General features: G+C 68.5%; 24 protein-coding genes and 1 pseudogene. 12 read left to right on the forward strand and 13 right to left on the reverse strand.

All coding sequences use genetic code 11. The annotated features are described in order from the left end of the window. Positions 1 to 34 precede the first annotated feature (34 nt). Positions 35 to 961 carry a sigma-70 family RNA polymerase sigma factor gene (locus ABDC78_RS06740; protein ID WP_178358955.1) on the forward strand — a complete coding sequence of 309 codons (927 nt, stop codon included), beginning with the start codon at positions 35 to 37 and terminating at the stop codon, positions 959 to 961. 48 nt (positions 962 to 1009) lie between these two features. Here ABDC78_RS06740 and ABDC78_RS06745 read toward each other — a convergent pair. Both ABDC78_RS06745 and ABDC78_RS06750 read right to left on the reverse strand, forming a co-directional pair. Then, a pseudogene (locus ABDC78_RS06745) lies at positions 1010 to 1603 on the reverse strand (carboxymuconolactone decarboxylase family protein); the annotation flags it as partial. An 18-nt stretch (positions 1604 to 1621) separates the two neighbouring features. Then, the gene (locus ABDC78_RS06750; RefSeq protein WP_178358957.1) at positions 1622 to 2134 is read right to left on the reverse strand and encodes a CGNR zinc finger domain-containing protein; all 513 of its coding nucleotides are present in this window, start codon (positions 2132 to 2134) and stop codon (positions 1622 to 1624) included. A gap of 84 nt (positions 2135 to 2218) precedes the next feature. Here ABDC78_RS06750 and ABDC78_RS06755 point away from each other — a divergent pair, with 84 nt between their 5' ends. Beyond that, the gene (locus tag ABDC78_RS06755; RefSeq protein ID WP_178358958.1) at positions 2219 to 3082 is read left to right on the forward strand and encodes an alpha/beta hydrolase; all 864 of its coding nucleotides are present in this window, start codon (positions 2219 to 2221) and stop codon (positions 3080 to 3082) included. Positions 3083 to 3125: 43 nt separating this feature from the next. Then, positions 3126 to 4331 (forward strand): AI-2E family transporter, encoded by a 1206-nt coding sequence (locus ABDC78_RS06760; RefSeq protein ID WP_178358959.1) that lies wholly within the window; start codon positions 3126 to 3128, stop codon positions 4329 to 4331. 35 nt (positions 4332 to 4366) lie between these two features. Here ABDC78_RS06760 and ABDC78_RS06765 read toward each other — a convergent pair whose 3' ends face one another. The 4 genes from ABDC78_RS06765 to sdhC all read right to left on the reverse strand — a co-directional run bounded on the left by ABDC78_RS06765 (position 4367) and on the right by sdhC (position 7830). Next, positions 4367 to 5137, reverse strand: a complete 771-nt coding sequence (locus ABDC78_RS06765) for a succinate dehydrogenase iron-sulfur subunit (RefSeq protein ID WP_178358960.1) — start codon at positions 5135 to 5137, stop codon at positions 4367 to 4369. Beyond that, the gene (sdhA, locus tag ABDC78_RS06770) at positions 5137 to 6891 is read right to left on the reverse strand and encodes a succinate dehydrogenase flavoprotein subunit (protein WP_178358961.1); all 1755 of its coding nucleotides are present in this window, start codon (positions 6889 to 6891) and stop codon (positions 5137 to 5139) included. The genes ABDC78_RS06765 and sdhA overlap by 1 nt, the downstream gene beginning before the upstream one ends. A gap of 16 nt (positions 6892 to 6907) precedes the next feature. After that, a complete protein-coding gene (locus ABDC78_RS06775; RefSeq protein ID WP_218620750.1) occupies positions 6908 to 7327 on the reverse strand; it encodes a succinate dehydrogenase hydrophobic membrane anchor subunit in 420 nt (139 codons plus the stop codon). Positions 7328 to 7392: 65 nt separating this feature from the next. Beyond that, the gene (gene sdhC / locus ABDC78_RS06780) at positions 7393 to 7830 is read right to left on the reverse strand and encodes a succinate dehydrogenase, cytochrome b556 subunit (RefSeq protein WP_178358963.1); all 438 of its coding nucleotides are present in this window, start codon (positions 7828 to 7830) and stop codon (positions 7393 to 7395) included. A 240-nt stretch (positions 7831 to 8070) separates the two neighbouring features. On the opposite strand from sdhC, the gene ABDC78_RS06785 reads away from it, so the two are divergent. Next, a complete protein-coding gene (locus ABDC78_RS06785; protein ID WP_178358964.1) occupies positions 8071 to 8487 on the forward strand; it encodes a cytidine deaminase in 417 nt (138 codons plus the stop codon). Further along, positions 8484 to 9800, forward strand: a complete 1317-nt coding sequence (locus ABDC78_RS06790; protein WP_178358965.1) for a thymidine phosphorylase — start codon at positions 8484 to 8486, stop codon at positions 9798 to 9800. The genes ABDC78_RS06785 and ABDC78_RS06790 overlap by 4 nt, the downstream gene beginning before the upstream one ends. Positions 9801 to 9815: 15 nt before the next feature. Here ABDC78_RS06790 and ABDC78_RS06795 read toward each other — a convergent pair whose 3' ends face one another. Then, positions 9816 to 11288, reverse strand: coding sequence for a diguanylate cyclase (locus ABDC78_RS06795; RefSeq protein WP_178358966.1), 1473 nt, complete (start codon positions 11286 to 11288; stop codon positions 9816 to 9818). Between the two features lie 97 nt (positions 11289 to 11385). Here ABDC78_RS06795 and ABDC78_RS06800 point away from each other — a divergent pair, with 97 nt between their 5' ends. After that, a complete protein-coding gene (locus ABDC78_RS06800) occupies positions 11386 to 12474 on the forward strand; it encodes an adenosine deaminase (RefSeq protein ID WP_178358967.1) in 1089 nt (362 codons plus the stop codon). Positions 12475 to 12630: 156 nt separating this feature from the next. On the opposite strand, the gene ABDC78_RS06805 is transcribed toward ABDC78_RS06800, so the two are convergent. Next, positions 12631 to 13881, reverse strand: a complete 1251-nt coding sequence (locus ABDC78_RS06805; protein WP_178358968.1) for a primosomal protein — start codon at positions 13879 to 13881, stop codon at positions 12631 to 12633. A gap of 104 nt (positions 13882 to 13985) precedes the next feature. Here ABDC78_RS06805 and ABDC78_RS06810 point away from each other — a divergent pair, with 104 nt between their 5' ends. Further along, positions 13986 to 14855, forward strand: a complete 870-nt coding sequence (locus tag ABDC78_RS06810; RefSeq protein WP_178358969.1) for an LLM class F420-dependent oxidoreductase — start codon at positions 13986 to 13988, stop codon at positions 14853 to 14855. Between the two features lie 7 nt (positions 14856 to 14862). Here the strand turns inward: ABDC78_RS06810 and ABDC78_RS06815 are convergent, their stop codons facing one another. Next, the gene (locus ABDC78_RS06815; protein WP_178358970.1) at positions 14863 to 15966 is read right to left on the reverse strand and encodes a C40 family peptidase; all 1104 of its coding nucleotides are present in this window, start codon (positions 15964 to 15966) and stop codon (positions 14863 to 14865) included. Beyond that, the gene (locus ABDC78_RS06820; RefSeq protein ID WP_256736066.1) at positions 15966 to 16253 is read right to left on the reverse strand and encodes an ESX-1 secretion-associated protein; all 288 of its coding nucleotides are present in this window, start codon (positions 16251 to 16253) and stop codon (positions 15966 to 15968) included. The genes ABDC78_RS06815 and ABDC78_RS06820 overlap by 1 nt, the downstream gene beginning before the upstream one ends. A 64-nt stretch (positions 16254 to 16317) precedes the next feature. Between ABDC78_RS06820 and upp the strand changes: the two genes are divergently transcribed. Then, positions 16318 to 16941: a uracil phosphoribosyltransferase gene (gene upp, locus ABDC78_RS06825; RefSeq protein ID WP_178358972.1), complete on the forward strand. Its 624-nt coding sequence runs from the start codon at positions 16318 to 16320 to the stop codon at positions 16939 to 16941. Between the two features lie 72 nt (positions 16942 to 17013). Here upp and ABDC78_RS06830 read toward each other — a convergent pair whose 3' ends face one another. Then, positions 17014 to 18606: a phospho-sugar mutase gene (locus ABDC78_RS06830; protein ID WP_347133348.1), complete on the reverse strand. Its 1593-nt coding sequence runs from the start codon at positions 18604 to 18606 to the stop codon at positions 17014 to 17016. Between the two features lie 62 nt (positions 18607 to 18668). After that, positions 18669 to 19109 carry a MarR family transcriptional regulator gene (locus ABDC78_RS06835; RefSeq protein ID WP_178361205.1) on the reverse strand — a complete coding sequence of 147 codons (441 nt, stop codon included), beginning with the start codon at positions 19107 to 19109 and terminating at the stop codon, positions 18669 to 18671. A gap of 101 nt (positions 19110 to 19210) precedes the next feature. On the opposite strand from ABDC78_RS06835, the gene ABDC78_RS06840 reads away from it, so the two are divergent. Then, the gene (locus ABDC78_RS06840) at positions 19211 to 20326 is read left to right on the forward strand and encodes an AbrB family transcriptional regulator (RefSeq protein ID WP_178361206.1); all 1116 of its coding nucleotides are present in this window, start codon (positions 19211 to 19213) and stop codon (positions 20324 to 20326) included. On the opposite strand, the gene ABDC78_RS06845 is transcribed toward ABDC78_RS06840, so the two are convergent. After that, positions 20272 to 21066, reverse strand: a complete 795-nt coding sequence (locus ABDC78_RS06845; RefSeq protein WP_178361204.1) for a purine-nucleoside phosphorylase — start codon at positions 21064 to 21066, stop codon at positions 20272 to 20274. The two genes, ABDC78_RS06840 and ABDC78_RS06845, sit on opposite strands and share 55 nt — an antisense overlap. Positions 21067 to 21121: 55 nt before the next feature. Between ABDC78_RS06845 and ABDC78_RS06850 the strand changes: the two genes are divergently transcribed. The 3 genes from ABDC78_RS06850 (at position 21122) to ABDC78_RS06860 (ending at position 26511) form a co-directional block, all read left to right on the forward strand. Continuing rightward, entirely contained in the window at positions 21122 to 22300 is a 1179-nt protein-coding gene (locus ABDC78_RS06850) for an amidohydrolase (RefSeq protein ID WP_178361203.1), read from the forward strand. 2 nt (positions 22301 to 22302) lie between these two features. Continuing rightward, entirely contained in the window at positions 22303 to 23466 is a 1164-nt protein-coding gene (locus ABDC78_RS06855) for an amidohydrolase (RefSeq protein WP_347133482.1), read from the forward strand. 174 nt (positions 23467 to 23640) lie between these two features. Then, positions 23641 to 26511 (forward strand): MMPL family transporter, encoded by a 2871-nt coding sequence (locus ABDC78_RS06860; protein WP_178361201.1) that lies wholly within the window; start codon positions 23641 to 23643, stop codon positions 26509 to 26511. Positions 26512 to 26551 lie beyond the last annotated feature (40 nt).

The raw sequence follows: 26551 nt of genomic DNA on the forward strand, positions 1-26551 counted from the left end.
TTGGCTAGATGCCGTTGAGTTCTACACTCGTGGGATGACCGCCGGCGCGTGGGTCGAGGAGTTCGAGCAGTTGCGGCCGCACCTGCTCGCGGTGGGGTACCGACTCACCGGCACGCTCGTCGACGCCGAGGACATCGTGCAGGAAGCGTGGTTGCGCTGGGATGCCCACCGCGACACGTCGATCGAAGATCTCGAGGCGTGGTTGACGACGGTGGTCAGCCGCGTGGGTCTGGACAGGTTGCGGTCGGCGGCGCGGCGTCGGGAGACCTACGTCGGAGAGTGGCTGCCCGAACCGGTGGTGACGGGGCTCGACGGCACGGACCCGTTGGCCGCTGTGGTGGCCGCAGAGGATGCCCGGTTCGCCGCGATGGTGGTGCTCGAGCGCCTGACGCCCGACCAGCGGGTGGCGTTTGTGCTGCACGACGGCTTCTCGGTGCCGTTCGACGATGTCGCCGACGTCCTCGGGTGCACTCCGGCCGCGGCGCGTCAGTTGGCGTCGCGGGCCCGCCGCGCGGTCCGCGATGCACCCCCGCCCGCCGCCGATCACGATGAGGTGGTGGGAAAGCTGTTGGCGGCCATGGCTTCTGGCGATCTCGACGCCGTCGTCGCGGTGCTGCATCCCGACGTGACGTTCACCGGCGACTCGAACGGCCGCGCCCCGACGGCGGCGAGGGTCATCCACGGCAGCGACAAGGTGGCGCGGTTTCTACTCGGGCTGGCACAGCGGTACGGGCCGCGGTTGTTGTCCAGCGGCAGGCCGGGTCTGGTCAACGGCGAGTTGGGCGTCTACACGGCCGGCGCCGAAACCACCGGCGAGTGGCCGGTGCTCTCGCCGCGCATCCAGGCGCTGACGGTGCAGGGTGGGCGGGTGATCGCGGTGTACGACATCGCCAACCCGGACAAGTTCAGCGCCTCCCCCTTGCACCGCGAGCGCGCGCGTCTGCACGTCGACACGCCGTAAAAGTTGGCATTCTGCGCGCGCTCGCGCCCGCCGAGCGCTACCGAAATGTCACCCAGCCCACGGCACCCGGCACGCGTCGCCGGAGTTGAAGCCCTGCTCGGTGATGCCCAGCGCGGAATACATCCGGGCCCGCATGTTCTCCAGGCCGATGTGATAGCTGAGTTCGAGGACCCCGTCGTCGCCGAAACGAGCACGCAGATCGGCCACCTGTTCGTCGGTCACGGCGTGCGGGTCGGTCGTCATCACATCGGCGTAGGCGATCGCGGCCCGCTCGTCGTCACTGAAGAGCGGCGAGGTCGCGTAATCGTCGACGTGCTCGAGCCTTTCGACATCGAGGCCGTCCAGCCGCTGAAGCATCGAGCCGAAGTCCACACACCATGAGCATCCGATCGTGCGTGCGGTCCAGAACACCGCCAGCTCTCGCACGCTGGCAGGCAGCTTCGTCGACGCGGAACCCACCATGCCCTCGTGGACCGCGTTGGCGACGAGCAGCCTGGGATGGTGGGCAGCGACCGCGAACGGCTCGGGGACCTCGCCGAACCGCCGTTTGACCACGCGGTACAGCAGTCGGGTCAGCAGCGAGGTCTCGGTAGGGGCCAGGGGAGCGATGCGGGTTGTTGTCATACCTGTCAGACGAGGCGGCCGGCGAAAGTGTGACAGTCAGCCGCGGCTGCGCTGGTAGTGGCGGCGGGCCTTCATGCGGTTGCCGCAGATCGCCATCGAGCACCACCGGGCGGTGTTGGGTTTGCTCCGGTCGATGAGGAACAGGTGGCACTCGGTGTTGGCGCACGGGCGCAGGCGTCCCGGGCTCGTGATCCGCAGCCCGTCCCAGGCGAGCACCGCCCTCGCGGCACCGGAGGCGTCGTCGTCGACGTCGAGTCGCCAGGTCACGCCGGCGTCGCCCGCGGTGGGGGCCAGGCGGACGCGGTCCAGGAACGGTTGAAGCGTCGCCGCGGATTCGTCGCCGCGGACGACGGCCTGTAGGGCCGCGCGGGCGTCGGTGAGCGACGTCCATGCCGCGGCGGTCGCAGGCATCCCGTGTGCGGTCATCCACGGTGACGCGACCGCGATGTCGGACAGCGCGTCGGTCGGGACCCCGTCGATCACCGGCGTCGTGTTGAGCAGGTCGAGAAGGAATGCCTCGTCGTCGACGCTCGTCGCGTACACATCCAAAACTAACCTCCAAAAGACTATTGACAGGTTACACGATCGCGGGTTCAATCGAACTAACCGATCAAATTCATTTAGGGAGTTAGTATGGAAACCGTTCACCACCGCTACGCCACGATCGACGGACGCCAGGTCTTCTATCGCGAGGCGGGTGATCCCGACGCCCCGGTGATCGTGTTGCTGCACGGATTCCCGACGAGCTCGTTCATGTTCCGCAACCTGATCCCCGCGCTCGCCGACCGCTACCGGGTGATCGCTCCGGACTTCCTGGGTTTCGGCTACACCGACGCGCCGTCGGTCGACGACTTCGACTACACCTTCGACGCCCTGGCCGAATCGGTCGCGGGACTGCTGAGCGAGCTCGGCGTCGCGCGCTATGCGATCTACGTGCAGGACTACGGCGCGCCCGTGGGCTGGCGACTGGCGCTGCGCGACCCGGCGGCCATCACCGCGATCATCACGCAGAACGGCAACGGCTACGACGCCGGCTTCGTCACCGACGGTTGGGTGCCGGTGTGGAACTACCAGCGCGAGCAGACGCCGGAAACGGCGGCGGCGCTGCGAGAGTTCCTGAGCTACGAGGCCACCAGGACGCAGTACGTCGCCGGTGTGCCCGACGAAAGTGTGGTCAGCCCCGACACGTGGCACCACGACTTCGCGCTGCTGTCGCGTCCCGGCAACGACCTGATCCAGCTCAAGCTTTTCCTGGACTATGCGACGAACCCCAAGCTCTATCCGGCGCTGCACGACTACCTGCGCGCCAGCGCGGTTCCGGTGCTCGCGGTGTGGGGTGACAAGGACCCGTTCTTCGGACCGGACGGTGCGCGCGGCTTCGCCGACGACGCCGTCGACGCCGAGATCCACCTCCTCGACGGCGGCCACTTCCTGCTGGAGAGCGCGTTCGACGAGGTGACCGCCCTGATCCGCGATTTCCTGTCCCGGCGTCTGTGACGTCCGCGTGCTTGAGAGGGCACGCGACGGGTAGAACAGGCGGGTGAACGAAAAGACATCGGCGATCGCCACCCGCGGGCCGATCTTCAGCGCCCATCTCCGATCGAGTGCGACGGTCGCGGTGCAGTTCGTCGCGGTGGCGGCGGCGCTGTGGGTGCTCTCGTGGGTGATAGGCGAGACATGGGTGATCGTGCTGCCCGTGCTGCTGGCGGTGATCGCCTGCACGGTGCTGTGGCCGCCGGTCCGGTGGCTGCGGAAGAAAGGCCTGCCGCCGGCGGCGGCGGTGCTGATGACCCTGTTGCTCGCCGTGGTGGTGATCGCCGGTGTGGTGGCGGCAGTGACGCCGGCGATCGTCGACCAGTCCGGCGAGTTGGCCGAGCAGGCCACGGCCGGCGTCGTGCAGGTACGGGATTGGCTTGACGGTCCGCCACTGAACATCAGTGAAGCGCAACTGAATTCGGCGGTCGAGGCGATCAACGACACCGTGAACTCGAGCAGCGCGCAGATCGCCACGGGCCTGTTCACCGGGGTGGGCGCCGCGACGTCGGCGTTGGTCACCCTGTTCACCGCCATCGTGGTGACGTTCTTCCTGCTCAAGGACGGCCCGCGGTTCCTGCCCTGGCTGCGGCGCACGGTCGGCAGGCCCGCCGCACCGCACGTCGCGGAGATTCTCCAGCGCGTCTGGTCGACCATCGGAGGCTTCATCCGGACCCAGGCGCTGGTCAGCCTGGTGGACGCGGTGCTGATCGGCATCGGCCTGGTGATCCTCGGGGTGCCGCTGGCTTACGCCCTGGCGATCATCACCTTCATCGGCGGCTTCGTCCCGATCGTCGGCGCGTTCGTCGCCGGTGGTCTCGCGGTGCTGGTCGCCCTGGTGTCCAACGGCCCGGTGGACGCGCTGATCGTGCTGGGCATCATCGTGGCCGTGCAGCAGTTCGAGGGCAACGTCCTGCAGCCGTGGTTGCAGTCGAAGTCGATGAACCTGCACGCGGTGATCGTGCTGCTGTCGGTGACACTGGGCGCCACGGTGTTCGGCATCATCGGCGCGTTCCTGGCCGTGCCGGTGGCCGCCGCGCTTGCGGTGATCCTGCGCTACTACGACGAGCAGGTGAGCCTACGGGCCGGCGAGGACCCGCCGCCGGAAGCCGACGACGGGGACGCCAAAGACGACGACGCCGACGACGACACGGACGCCGACGCCGAGAAAGACTCCGCCGGAATTGCATTCCAGCAGGAAAAGGCCGAGTAAGGCTCTGCTGGAATGCAATTCCGGCGCAAAGGGGACTAGCGCGCGAACATCAGGGCGCGCTTGACCTCTTGGATCGCCTTGGTCACCTGGATGCCACGCGGGCAGGACTCCGTGCAGTTGAACGTGGTCCGGCAGCGCCACACCCCGTCGACGTCATTGAGGATGTCGAGCCGCTCGGCGGCCCCCTCGTCGCGCGAATCGAAGATGAACCGGTGGGCGTTGACGATCGCCGCCGGCCCGAAGTACGAACCCTCACTCCAGTAGACCGGGCAGCTGGTGGTGCAGCACGCGCACAGGATGCACTTGGTGGTGTCGTCGTAGCGGGCCCGGTCGGTCTGGCTCTGGATCCGCTCGCGGGTCGGCTGATTGCCGGTGGTCATCAGGTACGGCTTGATCGCGCGGAACGCGTCGAAGAACGGCTCCATGTCGACCACCAGATCCTTCTCGACCGGCAGGCCGCGGATCGGCTCGATGGTGATGGTCAGCTGCTTGGAGGCCTTCTTGGGCAGCATGTCGCGCATCAGCACCTTGCAGGCCAGCCGGTTGACGCCGTTGATGCGCATCGCGTCCGAGCCGCACACGCCGTGCGCGCAGGACCGCCGGAACGTCAGGGTCCCGTCGAGGTACCACTTGACGTAGTGCAGCAGATTGAGCAGCCGATCCGACGGCAGGCACGGCACGCGGAAGCTCTGCCAGCCCGCCGCGTCGGGGTCTTCCGGATTGAACCGGGCGATCTTCAGCGTCACCATCACCGCGCCCTCGGGCACGGGCGGGGTCTCTTGCTTGTCGATCGTGGGTGCAGTCATCAGTACTTCCGTTCCATCGGCTCGTACCGCGTCTGTGTCACGGGCTTGTAGTCCAATCGGATGTCAGAGAGCAGATCGGAGCCCTCCTTGTAGGCCATCGTGTGGCGCATGTAGTTGGTGTCGTCGCGGTTGGGGTAGTCCTCGCGGGCGTGCCCGCCGCGCGACTCCTTGCGATTGAGCGCCCCGGCCACGGTGACCTCGGCGAGCTCGAGCAGGAAGCCGAGCTCGATCGCCTCGAGCAGATCGCTGTTGTAGCGTTTGCCCTTGTCCTGCACAGTGATTCGCGCGTAGCGCTCCTTGAGTGCGTGGATGTCGGTCATCGCCTGCTTGAGGGTCTCCTCAGTGCGGAACACCGCGGCGTTGTTGTCCATCGACTGCTGCAGCGCGCCACGGATGTCGGCGACGCGCTCATTGCCGTGCTCGGAGAGGATGTCGCCCACCCAGTTGGTCACCATCTCCGCCGGCCTCGACGGCATGTCGACGAAGTCGTGGCCGAGGGCGTAGTTCGCGGCGGCGATTCCGGCGCGACGGCCGAACACGTTGATGTCGAGCAGCGAGTTGGTGCCCAGGCGGTTGGCGCCGTGCACCGACACACACGCACACTCGCCCGCGGCGTACAGGCCGGGGACGACGGTGGTGTTGTCGGAGAGCACCTGGCCGTTGACGGTGGTCGGGATGCCGCCCATCACGTAGTGACACGTCGGGTACACCGGGACGAGTTCCTTGACCGGGTCCACCCCCAGGTAGGTGCGGGCGAACTCGGTGATGTCGGGCAGTTTGGCCTCGAGCACGTCGGCGCCGAGGTGGCGCACGTCGATGTAGACGTAGTCCTTGTTGGGGCCGGCGCCGCGACCCTCGAGCACCTCGAGCACCATCGACCGGGCCACGATGTCGCGGGGCGCCAGGTCGACGATCGTCGGGGCGTAGCGCTCCATGAACCGCTCACCCTCGCCGTTCAGCAGTCGGCCGCCCTCGCCGCGCACCGCCTCGGAGATCAGGATGCCCAGGCCCGCCAGGCCTGTCGGGTGGAACTGGTGGAACTCCATGTCCTCCAAGGGAAGTCCCTTGCGGAAGATGATGCCCAGCCCGTCACCGGTCAGGGTGTGGGCGTTCGACGTGGTCTTGTACATCCGGCCTGAACCGCCGGTGGCGAACACGATCGCCTTGGCGTGGAAGACGTGGATGTCACCGGTGGCCAGTTCGTAGGCGACGACGCCGGTGGCGACCGGGCCGGACGGGGTGTCGGTCAGCGTGATGTCGAGGGCGTAGAACTCGTTGAAGAACTCGACGTCGTGCTTGACGCAGTTCTGGTACAGCGTCTGCAGGATCATGTGGCCGGTGCGGTCGGCGGCGTAACACGCGCGTCGCACCGGGGCCTTGCCGTGGTCCCGGGTGTGCCCGCCGAAGCGGCGCTGATCGATGCGGCCCTCGGGGGTGCGGTTGAACGGCATCCCCATCTTCTCGAGGTCGAGCACCGCGTCGATGGCTTCCTTGGCCATGATCTCGACGGCGTCCTGGTCGGCCAGGTAGTCGCCGCCCTTGACGGTGTCGAAGGTGTGCCACTCCCAGTTGTCCTCTTCGACGTTGGCCAGCGCGGCGCACATGCCGCCCTGCGCGGCGCCGGTGTGCGACCGTGTCGGGTAGAGCTTGGTCAGCACCGCGGTGCGGGCCCGGGGCCCGGCTTCGACGGCTGCGCGCATGCCCGCCCCGCCCGCACCGACGATGACGACGTCGTAGCGATGTTCCTGAATCATCGTTGCTCCCTGCAGATCAAGAGATCGTCGCGTCGAAGGTCAGCAGCACGTAGGTGCCCAGTACCAGGGTGAACGCCATCGACAGCGCCAGCAATGTGTTGAGCCAGAACTTCGTGGAGTCTTTTCGGGTGTAGTCGGCGATGATCGTGCGCATCCCGTTGCCGCCGTGCAGTTGCGCCAGCCACAGCAGCAACAGGTCCCAGGTCTGCCAGAACGGCGACGCCCAGCGTTGCGCGACGAAGTTGAAGTCGATGCGGTAGACCCCGTTTTCCCAGATCAGCATGATGAACAGGTGTCCGAGGGCCAGGAAAACAAGGACGATGCCCGAGAACCGCATGAACAGCCAGGTGTACTTCTCGAAGTTGGGCATCCCGCCGGCGCGGCGTGGCGCACGGGGGTTGTCCAGGCCGGCGGGCCGGTCGTGGCTGCGCTGCATCACCGGCGCGGGACCGCCGCGGTCGCTGATGTGGTCGTAGGGGTTCTCGCCCTTCACCGACGCGCTCACAGGAACCGCTCCACCATGTGCATGCCGATGACCCCGATCGCTGCGGTGAAGACCGCGATCCAGACGCCCGCGACGACCCACAGCATCAGCCGCTGGTACTTCGGACCGTGTTGCCAGAAGTCGATCAGGATGATGCGCACACCGTTGAGGGCGTGGTAGAGAACGGCGGCGACGAGGCCGATCTCCATCAGTCCGATCAGAGGCGTCTTGTACGTCTCGATGATCTCGTTGTAGGCCTGCGGGCTGACCCGGACCAACGCGGTGTCGAGCACGTGGACGAACAGGAAGAAGAAGATGGTCGCGCCGGTGATGCGGTGCAACACCCACGACCACATGCCCGGATCGCCGCGGTAGAGGGTCCACCTCCGCGCCTCGGACCGCGGAGCGGGCACGTCGCCGCTCCCGGTTGTCAGACTCGATGTCTGAGTACTCATCTGGCCTCCAACGCCATCGGTGGACGCTCGGGGCGGGGGTCCCACAGGCTCCCGGTATGCGTGGCCCTGGGCCGCTGCTCCAAACCTCGGAGCGACTCTAAACCCCTTTGTACTGTCGAACGAACTAGCGTGTGGGCCATATGTCTGGATCGGGGGCCGAAGTTAGGGTCGACTATCTACGACATTGCTCACGGAACGAAGTTTTCGGAATGGATTCAGAATCGATTCGGACGGTGGGACATGAGCTCGAAGATCGACTGGAATATGTTGCGCAGCAAGGCAATCGACTGTTCTGAGCATGCGTACGCGCCCTATTCGGGGTTCCGGGTGGGGGCGGCGGCACTGGTCGACGATGACCGAATGGTGACCGGATGCAATGTGGAGAATGTCTCATATGGTCTAGGTCTCTGTGCCGAGTGTGCAGTGGTCTGCGCCCTACATTCCGGCGGGGGCGGACGCCTGGTCGCGCTCGCCTGTGTGGGCCCCGACGGCGAGGCTCTGATGCCCTGCGGTCGCTGTCGTCAGGTGCTCCTCGAGCACGGCGGACCGGACATGCTCATCGACCACCCGCACGGTCCGCGCAAGCTGTCCGAACTGCTTCCCGACGCCTTCGGCCCCGACGACCTGGCCCGGACCCGGGGCGGGGAATCACCGTGACGCAGTTCACTTTCGACGGCGCGCCCGACTTCGACGCCCCGACCGTCATCCGGACCAAACGTGACGGCGGGGTCCTCGGCGACGACGCCATCGACTGGGTGATCGACGCCTATACGCACGGCCGTGTCGCCGACGCGCAGATGTCGGCGCTGCTGATGGCGATCTTCCTGCGGGGTATGACCACCGCCGAGATCGCCCGGTGGACCGCCGCGATGGTCGATTCGGGGGAGCGTCTCGATTTCTCGGACCTGCGCCGCGACGGGAAACCGCTGGCGTTGGTCGACAAGCACTCCACCGGCGGCGTCGGCGACAAGATCACCATCCCGCTGGTGCCGGTGGTGATGGCCTGCGGTGGCGCGGTTCCCCAGGCCGCGGGGCGCGGACTCGGCCACACCGGAGGCACCCTGGACAAATTGGAGTCGATCCCCGGATTCACCGCAGAGATCTCCAAAAGCCAGATCCGCCAACAGCTCTGCGACCTCGGCGCGGCGATCTTCGCCGCCGGTGAGCTGGCCCCGGCCGACCGCAAGATCTATGCGCTGCGCGACGTCACCGGCACCACCGAGTCGCTGCCGCTGATCGCCAGCTCGGTGATGAGCAAGAAGATCGCCGAGGGCACCCGGGCGTTGGTGCTCGACTGCAAGGTCGGTTCGGGTGCCTTCCTGGCGACCGAGGCCGAGTCGCGCGAGCTGGCGCGCACCATGGTGGATCTGGGCACCGAGCACGGGCTGCTCACCCGGGCGCTGCTCACCGACATGGAGATCCCGCTGGGCCGGACCGTGGGTAACGCCGTCGAGGTCGTCGAGTCGCTGGAGGTGCTCGAAGGCGGCGGACCCGACGACGTCGTCGAGCTGACGCTGGCGTTGGCCGGCGAGATGCTCGACGCCGCCGGAGTCGACGGCGTCGATCCGGCGCAGACCTTGCGCGACGGGTCCGCGATGGACCGGTTCCGGGAGCTGGTCGCGGCCCAGGGCGGGGACCTGTCGCAGCCGCTGGCGCTCGGCGCCCACACCGAGACCGTCACGGCGCCCCGCGGTGGCACGATGGGCGACATCGACGCGATGGCGGTGGGGCTGGCGGTATGGCGGCTGGGAGCGGGCCGTTCCGAGCCCGGCCAGCGTGTGCAGTTCGGCGCCGGGATGCGAATCCACCGCAGGCCCGGTGAGCCCGTCGCGGCGGGCGAGCCGCTGTTCACCCTCTACATCGACACCCCGAAACGACTGCCCGCCGCGCTGGCCGAACTCGACGGCGCCTGGAGCATCGGCGACGTCGCGCCGGCCCCGCGGCCGCTGATCATCGACCGGATCACGTGACCCGGTGATCTGCGGTCATTCGCTGGTGACGATGGTGTTGCGGCCGGCTCGTTTGGCGTCGTAGAGCGCCTCGTCCACACGTAACAGGATCGTGTCCAGAGAATCCTCCTGCCGCGCCACGGTGACACCCACGCTGACGGTGACGGGCATCAACGAGGTCGGGGCGTCCGGCCTCAGGTGCTGGTGCTCGATCGCGTCGCGTAGCTCGTCGGCGAACTGCCGCGCGGTCGCAAGGTCGGTGTCGGGCAGCGCGATGGCGAACTCCTCGCCGCCGATCCTGGCCGCGAACTGGCCGTCGTCGAGCCGCGTCGTGCAGGTGTCGGCGATGGCGAGTAGCACCGAATCACCGGCGATGTGGCCGTGTCGGTCGTTGATCCGCTTGAAGTGGTCGACATCGAAGGCCACCACGGCCACCGGCCCGTCGGCTCCGGACGTCTGCCCGAGGTGAGACTGCAGGCTCTCGACGAAGTGCCGACGATTTGCCAACGGCACCAGGGAATCCAGGCGTGCCAGATCGTCGAGTCGTTCGACCAGGATCCGACGCTCCTCGAACATCGCGAACAGCATCAACGAGAAGATCGAGCCTGTTGCGATGAAAAAACCGACATGGGCGAGGCGGTCGGGAACGCTGAGATGCGACAGGAATCCGGTCCCGACAGCTCCGGCCCAGGTGATGGCGGGGGCGATGAGGACGTTCGCGGTGGTGACACCCCGCAGGCCGCGGCGGAGTCCGATCCACACCAGAAGCGGATAGGTCACGCCGAGCACCAGCAACGGGTAGACGGGCAACACGGTCGCCGCGAGCCCCAGCAGGCCGATGGCAGCGGCGCTGACGATCAGGTCATAGCTGTTCTTCGGATGGCGCGCGACGCCCTTGATCGACCACGCGAGCAGCAGCGGCGCGATCAGCATCTGCCCCACCGAGTTCCCGATCCACCAATGCACCCATGCCGACGGGATCGCGCCCGCGTCCTCCAGCGGCTGTTGAACGCCGTGTGTCCAGAAGGTCTCCCACCCCTGCGGAATCCATTCGGTGGGAGTGGCGCCGATCGCCCACAGCACGCTCACCCCGCCGGTCGCGCTGATCGGCTGCAGCACCAGGAACACCAACACGACGAACAGGAGGACATCGCGTGGCTTGGCGAACTGTGGCGAGATCTTCCACCGGGCGAACAGGATGGCGCCCAGGGCACATTCCAGCGCGTTGATGATTCCGATGGTGACACCGCCGAACACCGACGGGCCCGACCACAGAGACAGAACCGTCTGGCCCACCAGCACTCCCCAGGCGACCCGCGGTCCGAAGATGATGGCGAACGCCAGCGCAACACCTTCGGGAGCGAAGACGACGCTGGTGATGTTGCTGTACTCGACCGATACCGAGAAGGTGAGGCGGCCCAGCAGAACGTAGGCGATCGCCAGGACCATGGCGGCGAGTGCGGTCTGGGTCGGACTCGATCGAATCCGTTCGATCGGGCCTCGCCACATGCGAACGCATCCTATTCGGGTCGACAGCTCACCGTCGGGTGTGTTCACCGATCGCGGCTCTTGCACGCTGCGGGGCGATAGTGCGCAAGATGTAGCCATGACGACACCGTTGACGCTGCACAACATCCGGCAGGCGCCCAAGGCGCTGCTGCACGATCACCTCGACGGCGGACTGCGGCCCGCGACGGTGCTCGAGCTGGCCGCCGAGCACGGCTACGACGAGCTGCCCGCCACCGACGCGGACGCGCTGGCGACGTTCTTCCGCACGGCCGCGCACAGTGGATCGCTGGTGCGCTACCTGGAGCCTTTTGCCCACACCGTCGGGGTCATGCAGACGCCTGAGGCTCTGCACCGCGTGGCGCGCGAATGCGTGGAGGATCTCGCCGCCGACAACGTCGTCTACGCCGAGATCCGATTCGCGCCCGAGCTGCACATCGACGGCGGGCTGTCGCTGGACGCGGTCGTCGACGCGGTGCTCGCCGGGTTCGCCGACGGTGAGAAGGTCGCCGCCGCTGCCGGACACACCATCGTGGTGCGCTGCCTGGTCACGGCGATGCGGCACGCTGCCCGGTCGCGTGAGATCGCCGAGCTGGCGATCCGGTTCCGCGACAAGGGTGTGGTGGGGTTCGACATCGCCGGCGCCGAGGCCGGGTATCCGCCCACCCGCCACCTCGACGCGTTCGAGCACATGCGCGGCAACAACGCCCGCTTCACCATCCACGCCGGCGAGGCGTTCGGCCTGCCGTCCATCCACGAGGCGATCGCGTTCTGTGGGGCCGACCGGCTCGGCCACGGGGTGCGCATCGTCGACGACATCGAGCTGGCCGCCGATGGGTCGGCACGGCTGGGGAGGCTGGCATCGCTGTTGCGGGACAAGCGGATTCCGTTCGAGATGTGCCCGAGTTCCAACGTGCAGACCGGAGCGGTGGCCAGCATCGCCGAGCACCCGTTCGATCTGCTGGCGCGGCTGCGGTTCCGGGTGACCGTCAACACCGACAACCGGTTGATGAGCGACACCACGATGAGCCTGGAGATGCTGCGGCTGGTCGAGGCGTTCGGTTACGGGTGGAGTGACCTGGAGCGGTTCACCATCAACGCGATGAAGTCGGCGTTCATCGCGTTCGACGAGCGGCTGTCGCTGATCGACGACGTCATCAAGCCCCGCTACGCCGTGCTGATCGGTTGACGGGTCCCCTCGGTCCGCGAGCGCGCGTGTCTGCACACCGACACGCCGCAAACCTTGGCATTTCCCGCGCGCTCGGCACCGGCGAGCGCGACGTTCTGCACGCAACACGCCGCCCGGTGGCGCACAGACACGCGCGCTCGCGGGGCAGGAGGAGACTTACTCCTCGCGCAGGCGGGACTCGACGAACGCCTCCAGCGACTCCCACTGGACGACTGCGTCGGCGTAGGGCGCGCTCGGGCGGTCGACGGATTCGGGATCGAGCACGTAGGTGATCAGGTGGCCCAGCGGCGCGTCGGCCGCGAGCTTGGGCTCGACGCTGGTGTCATCGGCGTAGTCGGCGACGTCGCGGAGCAGCTCGACGGCCAGCTCCAGCTGGTCACGATCCACGCCCTCGGGGCCTTCGGCCAGGTCGTCGACAATGTCGGTCAGCACGTAGACGTTGTCGTCGGTGACGTCGACGCGCAATGAGCCGTCGGTGGCCGCGGTCCGGATGTCGTCGTAGGTGGCCAGGTCGGACAGATCGTGATCGTGCTCGTCGGCCAGGTAGCGCGCCAGCGCCCGCTCGGATCCGAACACGCTGATTCGCCCGTTGCGGCCGAGGAAGATCGGCCGGTCCTCGAGGTAGCAGCGCAAGGTGAAGAAGGTGTTGCTGCTGGTCATGATCCGAACGGGGTCGATGCCCACCCGCTGCCAGAAGTCGTCGTCGCTGCCGAGGACTCGGGTCTGGGCTGCGGCGGCCAGCTCGTCGGCTTCCTCGTCGGTGTCGACGATGTCGTCGATGACCACGTCGTCCTCGTCGATTTCCGGCGCCGGCTCGTCGAGCTCGGCCTGGGCCTTCGCGACGGCGGCGCTGTCGACGTCGGGGGTGGTGACGATCTCGTCGATCGCGTCGATCACCTTGTCCCAGCTGCGCGCGATGATCTTCTCGATCTCGGCCCAGCGCTTGCGGCCGGCCCGCCCGCTGAACGCTTCGGCCCCGCCGCCGACGGTTCCGAGCACGGGGTTGCCGTTGAAGAACTTGGTGACCGCGGGCAGCTCGCACACCGTCCCGATCGACGACGCGACAGCGAGTGCACCGTGCAGCGCGTTCACGCCGTCTTCGGTGGGCTTCTCGGCGAGCAGTTCCTCGAAGCCCGCGAGGTCGTGGGTGTTCTCCTCGGTGGGGTCGAGCCGGTGGGCGTTCGCCTCGGTCAGCTTCTCCCACGCCGGGTGATCGGCGATGTCGTTGTCGGTGTTGGTCCGGACGAATGCCACCAGGTCGGCAACGGATTCGAAGACGTACAGATCCTCGTCCTTGCCGAGGAAGGCCTCCCACTCGTCGCCGTCGGCGCGCCACCGCGGCGCCCACAGTGTGTACACGTCGCCCTTGGTCAGCCGCAGTTGGATGGGCACGATGTCAGCAGCCATGGCGCACAGCGTAGCGACCTGCCTCCACGCGAATTCCGACACCGTTGCCGTACCGCAACAGGATCGTCGCTCGAGACGCCGTGCGGGCTTGTCAGGATGGCCGGATGGTCAGCGTGGGATTACACAGTCTCGGCATCGGCGCTGGCGCGTCCAGGATGGTGATCGACGCAGTGGCCGCCGCGGCCGAGCGGTGCGGGTTCGCGACGCTGTGGGCGGGTGAGCACGTCGTCATGGTCGACGAACCGGTGTCGCGGTATCCGTACGCCGACGACGGGCGGATCGCGGTTCCGGCCACGGCGGACTGGCTCGACCCGATGATCGCGCTCAGTTTCGCCGCGGCGGCGACCAACCGGATCGGGTTGGCGACCGGGGTGCTGTTGCTTCCCGAGCACAACCCGGTCCTGATCGCCAAACAAGCCGCCTCGCTGGACAGGCTGAGCGCCGGCAGGTTCGCGATGGGGATCGGCATCGGTTGGGCCAAGGAGGAGTTCGACGCGCTCGGGGTGCCGTTCGCCCGGCGTGCGGCCCGCACGGCTGAATACGTCGCCGCGATTCGTGCCCTCTGGAGCGACGACGTCGCCTCGTTCTGCGGGGAGTTCGTGTCGTTCGACAAGATCCGCGTCAAACCCAGGCCGCATCATGGCGTAGTGCCGGTGATCTGCGGAGGCAACAGCGACGCCGCACTGCGCCGGGTCGCCGCGTGGGGTGATGGCTGGTACGGCTTCAATCTGGCCGATGTCGAGGAGGCGGCCACCCGGATCTCGGTACTGAGACGCGAGTGCCGCGAAGTCGGTCGCGACATGGGGGAGCTGAGGTTGTCGGTGGCGTTGCGTGAGCCGGTGCCGGCCGATCTGGGCAGGCTGGCCGACGTCGGCGTCGACGAGTTGGTTCTGGTGGCGTCTCCTCCCGCGGATCCGATCGCCGCCGAGGCGTGGGTCGAGGACCTGGCACGCGAGTGGCTGACGAACGGTTGACGGGCCACTATGCCGTCGGCCGCCAGAAACCCTGGAAACCCTGCCCGGCGTTGGCGGTCCTGATCGGGGACAACTTGACGGGATCACCTGCTTCGACCATCAGGTTGTCCCCGACGACCATCGCGACGTGGCCGTCCCACACCGCCAGGTCGCCGGGCAGTACCGCGCCCTGGGCGATCGAGGCGCCGATGTCCTGCTCCTGTGCCAGCCGCGGGATGTTCAGTCCCGCTTCGTGATACGCCCACTGGGTGAGCCCGCTGCAGTCCAGGCCGACGCCCGGTGCCGTGCCGCCCCACTGGTAGGGCACCCCGAGTTGGGTCAGCGCGTGGCGCACCGCGCTGGCGGCGACGGCGTTGGGTGCCATCACCACGGTGCCGTCGGGCAGTCGCACCGCCACGCCCTCGCCGAACAGCGCCGCGTCCGGCGCCTCCGCTCCGTCCGGTCGGGTGAACCCGGCCATGTCGGCCGACACGCCGGAGCCGCTCCAGCCGGGTGCCCCCATCGGAGTGCCGCCGGCGAAGCCGGATCCCATCCCCGTCGGCGCCGCGCCACCGAACCCGGCCGGCGTCGCGCCGCCGTAGCCCGCCGGCGAGGTGGCGGCGGGGGAGCGTGGCGTGTCCAGCGCGGCCGCGTGCCCGTCCAGTTCGGCTATGAGCTCCTCGACGATCGCGATCGCCTCCGTCAGGCTCCGGCGTGCCTCGGCCAGCAGCTCCTTGGCGACCCCCGGCTGATCCAAACGGGGCTCCAGCACGCTTGCCGTGGCCTCGAACTCGTCGACGATGCCCTGCAGGCGACGGTGGGCCCGCGTCACCGCCGCGGCGGCGCTGTCGGCGGTGGCACCCAGGCTCCCTGCCCGCTCGGCGGCGTCGTCGATCGCCGCAGCCGTCGTCGCCGCGAACTGCGCTGCCGCGTCGGCGCCCGCGCCCGACCAGCCGTCTGCTGCCTGCCGCCACGCCTGTCCCGCCGAGCGCGCGACATCGGTCAGGGAGTCGCGCACCCCGGTCAGCACCGCGGCGGGGTCGCCCACCGGGTCCGCTGACCATCCCGGGCCGACCAGCGCCTGCACCCGGCGGATCGGGGTGCTCAATGCCGACACCAGTGCGCTGGGCATCACCACCTACCGGTGAGCCGGGCCCCGGCATCCGCGTCGGTCACCTCATAGGCACGCGCCGTCCCCGTCGCCGCGGTGCGGGCCGCCGCCAGCGAGCCACCCAGATCGGCGACGACGCCGGCCTCGCGTTCGGCGGCTCGAACCAGCGCCGCCTGGAACCGCGCTCCGACCGGACCCAGCGTCGGGGCCGACACGGCGGACAGGCGGGCGGCGACCGCGTCGAGGTCCGCCGCGTGGCCCGCCGTGGTCGACCCGTAAGCGCGGATCAGGTCGGTGTCTGCAGACAAACGCGCGTGCATGGAAGGTAGGACGCCGGGAAACCCCGTTCGGTTCCCATTAGGGTGGCACTCCATGGACGTGCGCGTGGTCGACCATCCGCTGGCCGCGGCGCGGCTGACCACCCTGCGCGACGAGCGCACCGACAATGCGGGCTTCCGTGCTGCGCTGCGGGATCTCACCTTGATGCTCGTGTACGAGGCCACCCGGGACCTGGCGATCGAGACCGTCGCGGTCCGCACCCCGATGGCCGACACCGCGGGGGTGAAGCTGGCCAACCCGCCGCTGCTGGTCCCGGTGCTGCGGGCAGGCCTGGGCATGGTGGATCAGGCGCACGCGTTGATCCCGGAGGCGCGGGTCGGCTTTGTCGGGGTGGCGCGCAACGAGGAGACGCATCAGCCCACGCCCTACCTGGAGTCGCTACCCGACGACCTGAGTGCGCAGCCGGTGATCGTGCTCGACCCGATGCTGGCGACCGGCGGTTCGATGGTGCACACCATCGAGCTCCTCTACGCCCGCGACGCCGTCGACATCACGGCCATCTGCGTGGTCGTCGCGCCGGAAGGCATTGCGGCGCTGGAGAAAGTGGCGCCGATGATGCGGCTCTACACCGCGACGATCGACTCGGGTCTCAACGACATCGCCTACATCGTCCCCGGCCTGGGTGACGCCGGCGACCGCCAGTTCGGCCCCCGCTGACCACCCGCCGAAACTGTACTCCACGCGCCGTATGCCTCGAAAACCTCACGTGGAATACAGTTTCGGCGAGGGCTAGCCCCAGTTGTGTACATTCGTGGCGACGGCGTCCTGCACCTTTTGCGCCCGATCGCGAGCTGCCGCCAACTCCCCGGTGCAGCGGACCTCGATGTAGGACTTGAGCTTCGGCTCGGTGCCGGACGGTCGCGTCACCACCCGCACCGATGTCGCGTCGTCGCCACCGCTGAACACCAGGGCGTCGGTGCGAGGCTGCAGGTCGGTAACGGCGACGGCGACGCCGGCCATGGACGTCGGCGGGTTGGCTCGCAGCCGCTCCATCAGCATGGCGGCCTCGGCGGGGGAGTCGACCCGGCGGGTGACCGCGGCGGTGGTGTGCACGCCGTGACGGCGAGCCAGGTCGTCGAGCGCGTCGAGCATCGTGAGTCCTTTGGCCCGCAGTGCCACGACGAGGTCACATACCAGCACGGCGGCGCTGATGCCGTCCTTGTCGCGGACCGCCGCGGGGTCCACGCAGTGCCCGATCGCCTCCTCGTAGGCGTACACCAGCGTCCCGGGCACATCCTCGTCGGCGCGCGCCAACCACTTGAAACCCGTGAGCGTTTCGACGTGCCGCGCCCCGTGCTCGGCGGCGATACGCGACAGCATCCGCGACGACACCACGGTGCTCGCCACCACCGCCTGATCCCGGCAACCGGACAGAATGTAATCGCCAAGCAGCCAACCGGTTTCGTCGCCGGTGAGCATCCGCCACCCGGTTGGGGTCGGCACGCCGACAGCGCACCGGTCGGCGTCGGGATCGAGTGCGATGGCGATCTCCGCGTCGACATCGGCGGCCAGGGCGAGCAGACGGTCGACCGCGCCCGGTTCCTCCGGGTTCGGAAACGTCACCGTGGGGAAGTCGGGGTCCGGCGTGAACTGGCTGTCGACGACGTGCACGTCACCAAAACCGGCGAGCGCCAACGCATCCAGAGCGAACTCGCCACCCACCCCGTGCATCGGCGTCAGGGCGACGCGGGCGGAACCGGTGCCCCGGCGGACTGCGGCCGCCCGTTCGACGTAGTCGCGTAACGGCTGGAAACCGCTGGGCGCGAGGGGTGTTCGGGCAATCTCGTCCGCCGGCGGTGCTGCCGCGATGGCGTCTTCGATGTCGCGGTCGATGGGTTCGACGATCTGCAGCCCGCCCGGGAAGTACACCTTGTAGCCGTTGTCCGTGGCCGGGTTGTGTGACGCGGTGATCTGCACGCCCGCGGCCGCCCCCATGGTACGGACGGCGAACGCCACCGCGGGGGTGGGGACGGGGGAGGGCATCAGGGTGACGGAAAAGCCCTGAGCGGCAAAGACTTCAGCAACGGCGCGACCGAACTCCGCTGAGCGGTGGCGGGCGTCGTAGCCGACCACCACCGCGGAGTCCAGCGACCGATCGGTGAGAACGCGGGCGACGCCCCAGGTCGCACGCAGCACCACCGCCAGGTTCATCCCGTTGGGGCCGGCGCGCAGCGGGCCACGAAGCCCCGCGGTGCCGAACGTCAGGGGTGTCGCGAACCGGCCGGCGAGCTCGTCGTCGCTGCAGGCCGCAAGCTCGGCGGCAGATCCCGGGTCGGGGTCATGAGCGATCCATTCGGCCACGACGTCCGCGAGGTCACTCATCGCTCCACCCCACCAGAGGCCGATTCGGCGCGCAAACACCCCGCGGCGCGCAAACCCGTCGGCTATCGCGCCGAATCCGCATCGGCCAGCTTGCGCAGGATCGGGGCCACCAGCATCAGCAGGTCGAACTCCAGGGTCGAGAGCGTGTCGCGCATCGTGTCGCGCAGCCAGGCGTCGCGTTCGGCGCGGTCGGCGGCCAACAGTTCCCCACCCGCTTCGGTGAGCTCGACGAGCTGACGGCGCCGGTCGGTCTCGTCGGGGCGGCGGTTGATCAGCTTGCGGGCCTCGAGCTCGTTGAGGGAGTCGGTCAACGACTGGACTCTGACCTGCATGAGGACGCCGAGCTCGGCCGGCGTGGTGACGGCGGCGCGGCTGATCTCTCCGAGTAGCTGCATCTGGGTGAGCGTCAAGGCGTTGTCGGGTCGGTGCCTGCGGATCTGCCGGGCGATCGCCATCACCGACTCGCGCAGCTCGGTGGCCGCCGAGGACGGGGGACTATCCATAGAAACCAAGGTATACCTTGGCAATAGTCATCGACAAGAGCAGAAACCAGGCTTTGCGATCATGAAATAGTAAGTGCATACTTGCTATCGGTATGAAGTGGATGCGACTGATACTCAGGTGGGTGCTGCTGCTGGCGGCGACTGCAGCCGTCACCGTTCCGTTGACGCTGGTCGGTGTCCCGTCGGCGGCGCTGTTCGCCGCACTGGTCGTCGGCATCGTCCTGGCGCTGATGGCGAAGGGGCCGGGGCGGGTCCCGCGCAAGCTCGGCCTCGCCGCCCAGGGGGTGCTCGGTGTCTACATCGGCACGATGGTCCAGCAGGACGCGGTGGCCGCACTCGGCGGTGACTGGCCCATCGTCATCGGCATCGCCGTGGCGACCCTGCTGCTCAGCGTCATCGCCGGGGTACTGCTGGGACTGCGCCGCGACGTCACGCCGCTGACCGGGTCTCTGGCCCTGACGGCAGGCGGCGCCTCCGGGCTGGTGGCCATCGCCCGCGAACTCGGCGGCGACGACCGCGTGGTCGCCGTCGTCCAGTACCTGCGGGTTGCGCTCGTCACTGCGTCGATGCCCGTCGTCGTCACCCTCATCTACCACGCCGACAAGTCCCGACCTGACGCTGCGACCGCGCCCACCGACCAGGCTCCGTGGTACCTCAGTGTCGGCATGGTCGTCGTGCTGGTGCTCGTCGGCGCCACTGCCGGCCGGCTGATCCGGCTGCCCGGGGCGGCACTGCTCGGTCCGCTCGCGCTGACGGTCGTGCTCGAACTCAGTGGGCTGTCGTTCGGAATGTCGGTGCCGATGGTGCTGGTCCAGGCGGGCTACATGCTGATCGGCTGGCAGGCCGGCCTGGCCTTCAACCGCGAGGCGCTGCGCACCGTCGGACGGCTGCTGCCCGCGGCCGTCGGGCTGATCGTCGCGCTGACGGTCGCCACCGCCGGGCTCGGGGTGTTGCTGGCCCACGTCACCGGCCTGACCCCGCTGGAGGGTTACCTGGCGACCAGCCCCGGCGGCGTGTACGCGGTGCTGGCCACCGCAGTGGAGACCGGGTCCAACGTCACGTTCATCATCGCCGCGCAGGTGGTGCGGATCCTGCTGATGCTGTTCGCCGCGCCGCTGCTGGCCCGCGGCGTGGTGTGGGCGAGCCGCAAACTCGGCCGCGATCAGACCCGGGCGATCACCGAGGACAGCAGGGAGCCCATCCGGGTTGCCGACTGACGGCCCGCCTCGAGCACCTCGTCGTGGCTGAGCGGCTGGCCTGTCATCCCGGCCGCCAGGTTCGTCACCAGCGACACTCCCAGTACCTGTGCGCCCGCGGCGCGTGCGGCGATCGTCTCGTGCACCGTCGACATGCCGACCAGGTCGGCGCCCAGGGTGCGCAGCATCCGGATCTCGGCCGGCGTCTCGTAGTGCGGCCCCGGCAGGCCCGCGTAGACGCCGTCGGCCAGCGTCGGGTCGATCTCGCGTGCGAGGGCCCGCAGCCGCGGCGAGTATGCGTCGACGAGGTCCACGAACTCGGCTCCGACCAGCGGCGATCGGGCGGTCAAGTTGAGGTGGTCGCTGATCAGCACGGGCTGGCCCACCGCGAAGTCCGGCCGCAGACCTCCCGCGGCGTTCGTCAGCACCACGGTGTGCGCGCCGGCTGCGCAGGCGGTCCGCACCGGATGCACGACGTGGCGCAGGTCGTGTCCCTCGTAGGCGTGGATCCGGCCGACGAGCACCAGCACCCGATGCGGTCCGACCCGCAGCGACAGCACCTGGCCGCCGTGTCCCTGGGCGCTGGGCGGGGTGAAGCCGGGCAGCTCGGCCATCGGGACGACGGCCGTCGCGTCGCCGAGCGCAGACACCGCCGGAGCCCAGCCGGACCCGAGCACCACCGCGATGTCGTGCGCGTCGACGCCGGTGCGCTCGGCCAGCGCGGCGGCGGCCAGCCGGGCCTGCTCCAACGGTTGCTCCACGCCCGGCAGCTTAAGGCCGATCAGCCGTTCCGACGAGCAGTGAGATACTGCCTTAATGCTCACGGCCGCGTCCTCCTGCGTCGAAGACGTGGTGACCGCACGCCGCGGCGACCTCGTGGAGCTGTCCCACGCGATCCACGCCGAACCTGAACTCGCGTTTGCCGAGCACCGCAGCTGCGCCAAGACCCAGGCGCTCGTCGCCGAACGGGGCTTTCACATCACGACCGGGCCGGCGGGGCTGGACACCGCGTTTCGTGCCGAGTTCGGCAGCGGCCCGCTGGTCATCGGCATCTGTGCCGAGTACGACGCCCTGCCCGACATCGGCCACGCATGCGGGCACAACATCATCGCCGCGGCCGCGGTCGGCACCGCGTTGGCGCTCGCCGACGTCGCCGACGACCTCGGGCTGACGGTGGTGCTGCTCGGCACTCCCGCCGAGGAGGCAGGCGGGGGCAAGGTGCTGATGCTCGAGGCCGGCGTGTTCGACGACATCGCCGCGACGGTGATGCTGCACCCCGGACCGATCGACATCGCCGCGGCTCGCTCGCTGGCGCTGTCGGAGGCGACGATCCGATACACCGGCCGGGAGTCGCATGCCGCGGTCGCGCCATATCTGGGGATCAACGCCGCCGACGCGGTGACGGTCGCGCAGGTGGCTGTCGGCCTGTTGCGTCAGCAGTTGGCGCCGGGGCAGATGGTGCACGGCATCGTCTCCGACGGCGGCCAGGCGGCCAACGTGATCCCGGCGCACACCGAGCTCCGCTACACGATGCGGGCCGACAACTCGGAGTCGTTGCGCGAGTTGGAGTCTCGGATCGCCGGCTGTTTCGCCGCGGGTGCGGTGGCCACGGGTTGCGAGCACGCCGTCACCGAGACCGCACCGGCGTATGCCGAGTTGCTTCCCGATCCGTGGCTGTCGAAGACCCTGCGGGCCGAGATGGTGCGCCTGGGCCGCACGCCCGTCGCTCAGGACGTCGAGGCGTCGCTGCCGCTGGGCAGCACGGACATGGGCAACGTCACCCAGGTGATGCCGGGAATCCACCCGATCGTCGGCATCGACGCCGGCGGGGCCTCCATCCATCAACCGGCGTTCGCGGCGGCGGCCGTGTCGGCGAGTGCGGACACCGCGGTCGTCGAGGGCTCGATCATGCTGGCCCGCACGGTTGTTGCGCTCGCCGCTGACCCGGTGCAACGTGACCGGGTGCTCGAACATCAGCGGAGGCGCGCGTCATGAGCATGTTGCCCCACGCCGCCGCGCGCTGGCTGTCGGCCAACTACGACCAGTTGGTCGGCTGGCGGCGCCACATCCACGCCCATCCCGAACTCGGCCGCCAGGAGTTCGCCACCACCCAGTTCGCCGCGTCGCTGCTTGCCGACGCCGGGCTGAACCCCAAGGTGCTGCCCGGCGGCACCGGCCTGACGTGTGACTTCGGGCCCGAGGACGGGCCGCGGGTGGCGCTGCGCGCCGACATGGACGCGCTGCCGATGGCCGAGCGGACGGGTGCTCCGTACGCGTCGCTGGTCCCGGGAGTCGCCCATGCCTGCGGCCACGACGCGCACACCGCGGTGCTGCTGGGCGCGGGTCTGGCGCTGGCGTCGGCGCCCGAACTGCCGGTGGGCGTCCGGCTGATCTTCCAGGCCGCCGAGGAGTTGATGCCCGGTGGTGCGATCGACGCGATCGCCGCCGGTGCGCTGACCGGGGTGTCGCGGATCTACGCGCTGCACTGCGATCCGCGGTTGGCGGTCGGCAGGGTCGCGGTGCGTCCGGGGCCGATCACCTCAGCCGCCGACCAGATCGAGGTGACGCTGCACTCACCGGGCGGGCACACCTCGCGTCCGCACCTGACCAGCGACCTGATCTACGGCATGGGCACGCTGATCACCGGCCTGCCGGGCGTGCTGTCGCGGCGCATCGATCCGCGTCACAGCACGGTGATGGTGTGGGGCGCGGTCAACGCCGGCGTGGCCGCCAACGCGATCCCGCAGACCGGCACGCTGGCGGGAACCATCCGCACGGCCAGTCGCGAGACCTGGGTGGCCATGGAAGACATTGTGCGGGAGACGGTTTCGGGCCTGCTGGCGCCGCTGGGCATCGAGCATTCGGTGCTGTACCGCCGCGGGGTGCCGCCGGTGGTGAACGAGGAGGTGTCCACCCGCATCCTCACCCACGCGATCGAGGCGATCGGCCCCGACGTGCTGGCCGACACCCATCAGTCCGGCGGCGGGGAGGACTTCTCCTGGTATCTCGAAGAGGTCCCGGGCGCGATGGCGCGGCTGGGGGTGTGGAGCGGTCAGGGCCCGCAGCTGGACCTGCACCAGCCGACGTTCGACCTCGACGAGCGGGCGCTCGGTGTCGGGGTGCGACTGCTGGTCAACCTCATCGAGCACGCGATCCCGTGACGACCGGCTGTGGCCCAGGTCACACTGCTGTGCGGTCGGGACGCAGCCCACTCGGTAGCCGCACGGCTTGCCAAGTTCTCCGTCAATCGTTAGCCTAGCTTTGCATATCGGAGAATTCCCGTCGAACGCGGAAGTGCCATAACGACTTTCGGCTGAACCTGGAGGAGTCGTACGGTGCAAGGGCAGAAGCCGCACTTCTACGGCATCGCCCGGTTCCTGCGTCTCGCGTCGATTCCGATCATCCTGATCTGGGTCGCCATCGCCGCCTTCCTCAATGTCTCGGTCCCGCAGCTCGAAGACGTCGGCAAGCTGCGGTCGGTGTCGATGAGCCCCGAGGACGCGCCTGCGGTCATCTCGATGCAGCGCATCGGTCAGGTCTTCGAGGAGTACGAGTCCAACAGCTCGGTGATGATCGTGCTCGAGGGCGAGGACACTCTCGGCGACGACACCCGCGCCTACTACGCCGACCTGATCGCTGCGCTCGAGGCCGACACCACCCACGTCGAACACGTGCAGGACCTCTGGAGCGACCCGCTGACCGCCTCGGGCGCGCAGAGCTCCGACGGCAAGGCCACTTACTTCCAGGTGTATCTCGCCGGCGATCAGGGTGAGGCGCTGGCCAATCAGTCGGTGGCCGCCGTCCAGGAGCTGGTGGAGAGCAGCCAGCCACCGGACGGTGTGAGCGCCTACGTCACCGGGGCCTCGGCGCTGGCCGCCGAACAGGAGAACGCCGGCCACGAGAGCATGCGGTTGGTCGAGGCGCTGACGTTCCTCGTCATCACCATCATGTTGGTGCTGTTCTTCCGGTCCATCGTCACGACGCTGCTGATCCTCGTGATGGTCGGGCTCAGCCTGATGACCGTGCGCGGCGCGGTGGCATTCCTGGGCTTCCACGACATCATCGGCCTGTCCACCTTCGCGACCAGCCTGCTGGTCACGCTGGCCATCGCGATCGCCGTCGACTACGCGATCTTCCTCATCGGCCGCTACCAGGAAGCCCGAGGCAAGGGCGAGACGCCGGAATCGGCGTACTACACGATGTTCGGCGGCACGGCGCACGTGATCGTCGGCTCCGGTCTGACCATCGCCGGTGCGACGTACTGCCTGAGCTTCACCCGGCTGCCGTACTTCCAGACCCTCGGGGTGCCGCTGGCGCTGGGCATGCTGGTGCTGATCATGGTGGCGATGACGTTCGGGCCGGCGGTGGTGACCGTCGCGAGCCGGTTCGGTCTGCTGGAACCCAAGCGCGCCATGCGCGTGCGCGGCTGGCGCAAGATCGGCGCGGCCACGGTGCGCTGGCCGGGTGCGGTCCTGGTCGCCAGCGTCGCCGCGGCCCTCGTCGGATTGCTGGCCCTGCCCGGTTACCAGACCAGCTACAACGACCGGAACTACCTGCCCGACGACATCGAGTCCAACGTCGGGTACGCCGCCGCTGAGCGGCACTTCTCACCGGCCAGGCTCAACCCCGAGATGTTGATGGTCGAAACGGACCACGATCTGCGCAACTCGGCCGACTTCATCGTCATCGAGAAGATCGCCAAGGCGATCTTCGGCGTGGAGGGCATCGGGCGGGTGCAGACGATCACCCGCCCGGACGGCACGCCGATCGAGAGCACCTCGATCCCGTACATCATGAGCCGGCAGGGCGGTACCCAGCAGCTCAACGAGAAGTACATGCTCGACCGCATGGACGACATGCTCGTCCAGGCCGATTCGCTGCAGGACACCATCAACACGATGACGAAGATGCAGTCGCTCATGGGTGAGTTGTCCGAGGTGACCACGAGCATGGTCGCCAAGACGAAGACCATGGCAGCCGACGTCGCCCAACTGCGCGACCACATCGCCGACTTCGACGACTTCCTGCGGCCCATCCGGAACTACTTCTACTGGGAACCGCACTGCTACAACATCCCGGTGTGCTGGTCGGTGCGGTCGATCTTCGACGTGATCGACGGCACGAACCTGTTGACCGACAACGTGCAGGAGTTGGTGCCCACCCTGGAGCGGCTGTCCCTGCTGATGCCCGAGTTGATCGCGCTGATGCCGTCGCAGATCGAATCGATGGAGTCGCAGCGCGACATGATGCTGACCATGTACCAGACCCAGAACGGGCAGCTGGAGCAGGGCGCGGCGATGCAGGAAGATTCGACCGCGATGGGCGACGCGTTCAACGAAGCCCGCAACGACGACACGTTCTACCTGCCGCCGGAAGCGTTCGACAACGCGGATTTCCAGCGCGGCATGGAGCAGTTCATCTCACCCAACGGAAAAGCGGTGCGGTTCATCATCGCCCACGAGGGTGATCCGCTGTCCCCGGCCGGCGTCGAGAAGATCGACGCGATCAAGTCTGCGGCCAAGGAGGCCATCAAGGGCACCCCGCTGGAGGGGGCGCGCATCTACCTCGGCGGCACCGCGGCCACGTTCAAGGACATGGCCGACGGCACCCAGTACGACCTGCTGATCGCCGGAATCGCCGCTATCGGGCTGATTTTCATCATCATGCTGATCCTGACGCGGGCGATTGTGGCCGCCGCGGTGATCGTCGGGACGGTGGTGTTGTCACTCGGCGCGTCGTTCGGGCTCTCGGTGCTCGTCTGGCAGCACCTGATCGGCATCGAATTGCACTGGATGGTGCTGCCGATGGCGGTGATCATCCTGTTGGCGGTTGGCGCGGACTACAACCTGCTGGTGGTGTCGCGGCTCAAAGAGGAAGTCCATGCGGGCCTGCACACCGGCCTGATCCGCACCATGGGGGGCAGTGGGTCGGTGGTCACGGCGGCGGGAATGGTCTTCGCGCTGACCATGATGACGATGGCGATCAGCGATCTGACGATCATCGGTCAGGTCGGCACGACCATCGGCATGGGGCTGATCTTCGACACCCTGGTGATCCGGTCGTTCATGACGCCGTCGATCGCCGCGCTGATGGGCCGCTGGTTCTGGTGGCCGCAGCGAATCCGGGTGCGCCCGGTGCCGGTGCCCTGGCCGTCGGCCTCGTCCTCGTCCCGCGAGCGCGCGGGTCTGCACACCGACACGCCGTAATTCCTGGCATTTACCGCGCGCTCGTCGCCGCCGACTTCTA

The organism is Mycobacterium sp. DL (genome assembly GCF_039729195.1).
Taxonomy (GTDB): Bacteria; Actinomycetota; Actinomycetes; order Mycobacteriales; family Mycobacteriaceae; genus Mycobacterium; species Mycobacterium hippocampi_A.

Bases quoted from the DNA above. Each gene is read 5' to 3' on its own strand.
- ABDC78_RS06740 (WP_178358955.1), top strand. From the start codon at position 35: ATGACCGCCGGCGCGTGGGTCGAGGAGTTCGAGCAGTTGCGGCCGCAC.
- ABDC78_RS06755 (WP_178358958.1), top strand. From the start codon at position 2,219: ATGGAAACCGTTCACCACCGCTACGCCACGATCGACGGACGCCAGGTC.
- ABDC78_RS06765 (WP_178358960.1), bottom strand. From the start codon at position 5,137: ATGACTGCACCCACGATCGACAAGCAAGAGACCCCGCCCGTGCCCGAG.
- sdhA (WP_178358961.1), bottom strand. From the start codon at position 6,891: ATGATTCAGGAACATCGCTACGACGTCGTCATCGTCGGTGCGGGCGGG.
- ABDC78_RS06775 (WP_218620750.1), bottom strand. From the start codon at position 7,327: ATGCAGCGCAGCCACGACCGGCCCGCCGGCCTGGACAACCCCCGTGCG.
- sdhC (WP_178358963.1), bottom strand. From the start codon at position 7,830: ATGAGTACTCAGACATCGAGTCTGACAACCGGGAGCGGCGACGTGCCC.
- ABDC78_RS06785 (WP_178358964.1), top strand. From the start codon at position 8,071: ATGAGCTCGAAGATCGACTGGAATATGTTGCGCAGCAAGGCAATCGAC.
- ABDC78_RS06795 (WP_178358966.1), bottom strand. From the start codon at position 11,288: ATGTGGCGAGGCCCGATCGAACGGATTCGATCGAGTCCGACCCAGACC.
- ABDC78_RS06800 (WP_178358967.1), top strand. From the start codon at position 11,386: ATGACGACACCGTTGACGCTGCACAACATCCGGCAGGCGCCCAAGGCG.
- ABDC78_RS06805 (WP_178358968.1), bottom strand. From the start codon at position 13,881: ATGGCTGCTGACATCGTGCCCATCCAACTGCGGCTGACCAAGGGCGAC.
- ABDC78_RS06810 (WP_178358969.1), top strand. From the start codon at position 13,986: ATGGTCAGCGTGGGATTACACAGTCTCGGCATCGGCGCTGGCGCGTCC.
- ABDC78_RS06815 (WP_178358970.1), bottom strand. From the start codon at position 15,966: ATGCCCAGCGCACTGGTGTCGGCATTGAGCACCCCGATCCGCCGGGTG.
- upp (WP_178358972.1), top strand. From the start codon at position 16,318: ATGGACGTGCGCGTGGTCGACCATCCGCTGGCCGCGGCGCGGCTGACC.
- ABDC78_RS06830 (WP_347133348.1), bottom strand. From the start codon at position 18,606: ATGAGTGACCTCGCGGACGTCGTGGCCGAATGGATCGCTCATGACCCC.
- ABDC78_RS06835 (WP_178361205.1), bottom strand. From the start codon at position 19,109: ATGGATAGTCCCCCGTCCTCGGCGGCCACCGAGCTGCGCGAGTCGGTG.
- ABDC78_RS06840 (WP_178361206.1), top strand. From the start codon at position 19,211: ATGCGACTGATACTCAGGTGGGTGCTGCTGCTGGCGGCGACTGCAGCC.
- ABDC78_RS06850 (WP_178361203.1), top strand. From the start codon at position 21,122: ATGCTCACGGCCGCGTCCTCCTGCGTCGAAGACGTGGTGACCGCACGC.
- ABDC78_RS06855 (WP_347133482.1), top strand. From the start codon at position 22,303: ATGTTGCCCCACGCCGCCGCGCGCTGGCTGTCGGCCAACTACGACCAG.